The organism is Micromonospora sp. NPDC003776, assembly GCF_053605645.1.
The window spans coordinates 1-5,335 of sequence record NZ_JBSGJR010000499.1; the positions used below are offsets into that span (position 1 = coordinate 1).

Annotated in this window: 5 protein-coding genes and 1 riboswitch; of the genes, 2 read left to right on the forward strand and 3 right to left on the reverse strand. The window is 73.9% G+C overall.

Annotated elements, in window-relative coordinates; translation table 11 throughout:
* The first annotated feature begins 342 nt into the window (after positions 1-342).
* Positions 343-483, forward strand: a riboswitch (cyclic di-AMP (ydaO/yuaA leader).
* Positions 484-691: 208 nt separating this feature from the next.
* Both ACWEVO_RS29245 and ACWEVO_RS29250 read left to right on the forward strand, forming a co-directional pair.
* On the forward strand, positions 692-1,525 hold the full coding sequence (locus ACWEVO_RS29245; protein ID WP_452310701.1) for a C39 family peptidase: 834 nt from the start codon (positions 692-694) through the stop codon (positions 1,523-1,525).
* Between the two features lie 118 nt (positions 1,526-1,643).
* Complete coding sequence (locus ACWEVO_RS29250) at positions 1,644-2,396, forward strand: alpha/beta fold hydrolase (RefSeq protein WP_452310702.1); 753 nt, start codon at positions 1,644-1,646, stop codon at positions 2,394-2,396.
* 15 nt (positions 2,397-2,411) lie between these two features.
* Here the strand turns inward: ACWEVO_RS29250 and ACWEVO_RS29255 are convergent, their stop codons facing one another.
* The 3 genes from ACWEVO_RS29255 to ACWEVO_RS29265 form a co-directional block, all read right to left on the reverse strand.
* Positions 2,412-3,029 (reverse strand): GyrI-like domain-containing protein, encoded by a 618-nt coding sequence (locus ACWEVO_RS29255; RefSeq protein ID WP_452310703.1) that lies wholly within the window; start codon positions 3,027-3,029, stop codon positions 2,412-2,414.
* Complete coding sequence (locus tag ACWEVO_RS29260) at positions 3,004-3,678, reverse strand: methyltransferase domain-containing protein (protein WP_452310704.1); 675 nt, start codon at positions 3,676-3,678, stop codon at positions 3,004-3,006. Before ACWEVO_RS29260 ends, ACWEVO_RS29255 begins: the two co-directional genes overlap by 26 nt.
* A 58-nt stretch (positions 3,679-3,736) precedes the next feature.
* Positions 3,737-5,335, reverse strand: a 1,599-nt coding sequence (locus ACWEVO_RS29265; protein ID WP_452310705.1) for a CDP-glycerol glycerophosphotransferase family protein, incomplete at its 5' end; no start/stop codon positions are given.

Genomic DNA, 5,335 nt, shown 5'->3' on the forward strand with positions numbered 1-5,335 from the left:
GCCGCCCCGGCGGTGGCCGCCCCGGCCCGCTGGCGCCCGGCCCGGGTCGGCTGAATTGTTACCCGAATGCGGTGAGCCCGGTCACGCGGGTGCCGCAAACGGTCATCGGGATCAGTTCGGGCGATCGAGCGCCGCAATTCCCGTCGGCTCGCCACCGGATGTCCGATTGTTGCCCGACAGTTCCGGGATAACTGCTCGTCCCATTGAGTGACGTCAGTGACCGGCTGTTCCGGTCAGAGTAGCGATGTTCGAGGTTTACGCAGGTGAGCGGGGTTGGCAGGGCGAGTACCCACCGGTAGTGTCGGCGCGTCCGGTGCGGTTTTCGATCGCAAGTGGCGACGCCGTGCCGACCCGCTCAATCGTGATCTCACGAACCGGGGACCCAGGCAACACCGGGGTGAATCCGCGAGCCTCGGCCCGCGGTAGGGCGTACTTCCCGCCCGAATCCGTCAGCTAACCCGGTAGGCGGTGAAGGAAGGAGTTCCGTCCTCGTGCCGACCACCCCCCGATCCTCCTCCCGCCTCCACGGCGCCTCGGTGCCGGCGCTCGCCTGACGGCGCCCCGCACCCCCCCTGGGAGCCCGGCCCCTCCGGGCGTACCGTCCCCGCGGCCACCCCGCCCCACGAACGCGCGTGAGCTCCTCCGCGCGGCGGGCCGGCGTGTGCCGCTCCGGCCCCCCGTGGAGGAACACGTGAAGCACCACCTGAAGCGTCAGCTGCGCCGCCTCGTGACCGAGCGGCCGTACCAGATCGTCGCCGGCTCGGCCGCGGCGCTCGTCCTGGCCGGCGGTACCGGCGCCGCCCTGGCCGCCACCAACGACTCGCCGGTACGCCAGCACAACACCGCCTCCGTCGCCGAGCTCGCCCCCGAGCTGGGCAAGGTCGCGGCCGAGGCCAAGGTCGCCGCCCCGCCGTCCCCGTCCGACTCGCCGAGCGCGTCGCCGAGCGCCTCGCCGAGCGCGAAGGCCAGCAGCGCCAAGGCCGACCCGGACGTCACCAAGAAGGCCAAGCCGAAGCCGCCGTCGACCAAGGTGCTCGACTACACCTACGAGGCGCAGACCGCGTACTGGAACTGCGGCCCGGCCGCGGTGCGCAACGCGCTCAGCGCGAGCGGCGTCGAGACCACCCAGGACGCGATGGTGGCCCCGCTGAACGCCGGCGAGAACGGCACCAACTCGGCGGAGGACACCACCCGCGGGCTCAACCAGATGGTCAAGGGCAGCCCGTGGCGGACGCACATGATCCCCGGCACCCCGACCCCGGCGCAGATGGACCAGCTCCAGGCCGACGTGGTCAAGGCCATCACCGACGGCCGTGGCGTGGTCGCCAACATCGTGGGCTCCGCGACCGACACCGACGGCGGCTGGCACTCCTTCCCCGGGGGCCACTACATCGCGGTGGTCGGGTACAAGAACGACGGCCGCACGGTCCGGATCGCCGACTCGGCCGACCCGTCGCTGCCGGCGTACTGGATCAGCACCATCGACCTGGCGAACTGGATGGCCACCCGCGGCTACTCCGCCTGATCGCACCCTTCCCCGTCGGGCCCCGGCTCTCCGAGCCGGGGCCCGACGCCGTCCGGCGGGGCGGCCGCCGGTGGCCCGGTCTCGCGCGTCGTGTCCGTCCGGTGGCACACTGCGCCGTATGGGTGACGCGACGGGTAGCCGCCATCTGCTGCTGTTGCACGGCATGGGTGCCACCGGCGAGGTCTGGCTGCCCTGGGCGCCGCTGCTGGAGCGCCGCTGGGCGGGTCGCTGGCTCGCGCCCGACCTGGCCGGCCACGGCTGGTCCCCGCCGCTGCCCGGATATTCGTTCGAGGCCCTCGCGGACCGGGTCGTGGCGGGGCTCGGCCCGGTCGCCGAGCGGCTCGGCCCCCGGGACCGCCTCGTGGTGCTCGGCCACTCGCTGGGCGGGGTGGTGGCGCTGGCCCTGGCCGCCCGGACCCGGGCGCTGCCGGTGGACGCCGTGATCGGGCTGGGCATCAAGGCCGTCTGGTCCCCGGCCGAGCTGGCGAAGGCCCGTGAGCTGGCCGAGCGACCGGTGACCTGGTTCGCCAGCCGGGACGAGGCGGCCCGGCGGTACCTGCGGGTCTCCGGGCTGGCCGGACTGTTCGCCCCCGATCATCCGGTGGTCGACGCCGGGCTGCGCCGGGAGGACGGCCGCTGGCGGCTGGCCATGGACCCGGCCGCCTTCGCGGTGGGGGAGCCGCGGCTGCCGGTCCTGCTCGCCGCGACCGACGTACCGGTGCTGCTGGCCCGGGGTGAACAGGACCCGATGGTGTCCGACGCGCAGCTCAAGGAGCTGGGCGTGCCGGTCGCCACCCTGCCGGGGCTCGGCCACAACGCGCACGTCGAGGACCCGGAGGCGGTGCTCGCCCTGCTCGATTCGTACCGGTGAGGGGCGTCCCGGCGGTCAGCCGCGGGTCACCGGCTGGCGGAGCACGGTCCGCAGCTTCGCCGGCTCGGTCCGCCGCGGGTCGCTGAGATAGATCTCGTGGTGCGGGCCGTTGAACGTGAGGCCGTTGGCCGGCATGAACTCGTGGTGCAGGCCGGCGAGCACCGGACCCTCGTCGTCGTACGAGCCGACGTGCAGCACCTGCACGGACAACCCCTCGGCGTACGGTTCGAACCGGAGCCGGTCCGCGGCCGGCAGGTGCTTCCTGCTGGCGGTCAGCCGGACCGCCTCGTCCACCATGGCCCCGGTGATCCACTCGGGCTGGGTGATCATCATGGTCCATCGCCACTCGCCCTTGGCCCGGGTCACGAAGGCGGCCGGATCGTCGGCCGACCACAAGCCCTCCAGCGGAGCGACCACGTGGTCCCGGCCCAACGCCTGCCTGCCGGCGAACTTCAGCGCGTACGACACGGCGTACAGCGCCGCCACGGCGTCCTGGTAGGACTGTGCCGTGTTGGGGTCGCCCGCGCCGTCGACCATCAGGAACGGCAGTGCCGGCACCTCCACGAGCTGGAAGCTGTCGGCGCGGGGGGCGTAGAGGTCCTTACGCTCACGCTTGATGTCCGACCTGGTCATGGTCCTCTCCGGGATCGTGGTGGTCCGGGCGGCGCAGCGTCAGCGACTGGAACCGGTGGCCGCCACCGACCTCGACGCGGTGGAAGTCCACGAGGTCGAACCATGCGGTGGCGAAGCCGAGCAGCTGGTCGTCGGTGCGCCAGGAGAAGAAGCGCGGCGGCACATGCTGGTCGCCGTCGATCGGGCCCTCGGCGCTCTCGGTGCCGCCGTACACGCCGAGGAAGAAGAGCCCGCCGGGGCGCAGGGCCGCCCGGATCGCCGCCAGGACCGCGGGCAGGTCGTGGTTGGGCACGTGCAGCAGGCAGTTCAGCGCGAACACCGCGTCGAACGAGCCGGGCGGAAAGCTCAGGTGCAGGAAGTCCATGACGTGGGCCTCGACGCCCTTGGCCCGGCAGCGCCCGACCATCGCCGGCGACAGGTCGACCGCGACGACGGCGAAGCCCTCCCGCTGGAAGTAGCTGGCATCCTGCCCGGTGCCGGCGCCGATCTCCAGCAGCCGCGCGCCCGGCGCCAGCCGGTCCCGGAACGCCTGCCGTTCCGCCAGCTTCCACGGTTCCTTGGTGAGCCCGTCGCGCTCGGCCGCCCGCGCGTCGTACGCCGCGCGCAGCGGGCCCAGCACCTCGTCGTATCGCACGGTCACGTCGATCATTATCGACCGGGCCGGGGTGGTCAGGTGTCCCGCCGAGGCGCCGTTCTCGGCACCCGTCCTAGCCGGTCGGGGAGAGCGGCGAGCCGCCCGGGGCGACCGCGTCGGCGGTGCGCGGCGCCGGCGTGTTCCAGCCCGGTTCGAGCTCCCGCCGGGCGGCGTCGAGGAACGCCTCGGCGTACCCGTCCTCCGGGAAGTCGCCGAGGTAGCGGGCCCGGGTGACCCAGCGTTCCGCCGCCTTCGGGTCGGTGTCGAGCAGCTCGGTCAGCACCTCGTCCAGGTTGGACATGTCGCGCCGCAGCACGTAGCCGGAACCGGCGAGCGGGAACCGCGCCACGAAGTCGCTGCCGTCCGCGCCCATGTCGGTCACCGCGTACGGCTTGCCGGAGTAGAGGTAGTCGGAGATCACCCCGGACACGTCCGAGATCAGCGCGTCGGACCGGTTCACGCACTCGGTCAGGGTCAGGTCGCGGCCGGCGGCGGCGCCCCACAGGTGCGCCCGGCCGGACCTCGCCCGGTCGGCGGCGAGCAGTTCGGTGAGGCGGGCGAGCTGCCGCGCCGAGGCGGGGTTCTGCGCGGTGTACGGGTGGGCCCGCAGGATCACCGTGGCGCCCCGGTCGAGCAGCCGGCGCAGCATGGTCTCGGCCACCGGCAGCGAGCAGTAGTCGGCGTCCGCGTGGTGCCCCGTCCAGGTCGGGGTGTAGAGCACGGTCGGGGCGGCCAGGCCGCGCGCCGGCTCCCGGCGTACCTCGATCGCCTCGACCTGGGGCCGGCCCACCACGATGAACTTCTCGGCCGGGATCTCCACGCCGGCCCGGGCGTACCGCTCGATCGCCGCCGGGCCGGCGACGAAGATCCTGTCGAAGATCCCGGAGACCGGGTTGGCGCTGGGCGCCTTGTCGCTGTCGCCGTGGTGCAGCTGCACGTGGGTGAGCCGGGAGAAGCGGATGCAGTGGCTGTTCTTCGCGCCGTGGTTGACGTAGAACGCCACCCGCAGGCTCGGCACCAGCGCCTCGTCCATGGCCTTGAGGGTCGGGCAGAAGACGACCGGCGCGCGGGTCGCCGCGGCGATGGTGGCGAGGTACTCCGGCTCGCGGACCAGGACCATGAACGGCCGGCCGATCCGCTCCAGGTAGGGCAGCCACATGGTGACCTGGTACTCCGACCCGGGTGGGGCGGAGAAGTAGAGCAGGAACTCGGGCTGGTGCCGGCGCAGCGCCCGGCCCACCGGGCCGCCCCCGGCCGGCGGCCGGAACCGGCGCCGGGCCAGGTCCAGCCCGGTCACGCCGAAGCCGGCCGCGACGAGCAGGACGGCGACCAGCGCCACCCAGGCGGGCAGGTCGAGGCCGGCGGCCACCGCCACCACGGCGAGCAGCCCGAGCAGCACGTCGTCGAGTCGGGCGGCGAGCCGCGGGGCCCAGGAGCGGACCGGGAGGTTGGCCGCCCGGATCTCCAGCGCGCCCGCCGCGCGCAGCGGCCCCACCAGCAGCACCAGGCCGAGCAGCACGGGGGCGGCGAGCGCCAGCGCTGGATCGAAGGTGTGGTCGACCCGGCGGGCGTACCCGACCAGGATGCCGGCGGCGATCAGGACCGACTCGGCCACGGCGTCGGCGCCCGGCCGGATCCGGCGCTCGACCGCGGCGGCGGCCAGGCCGACGAC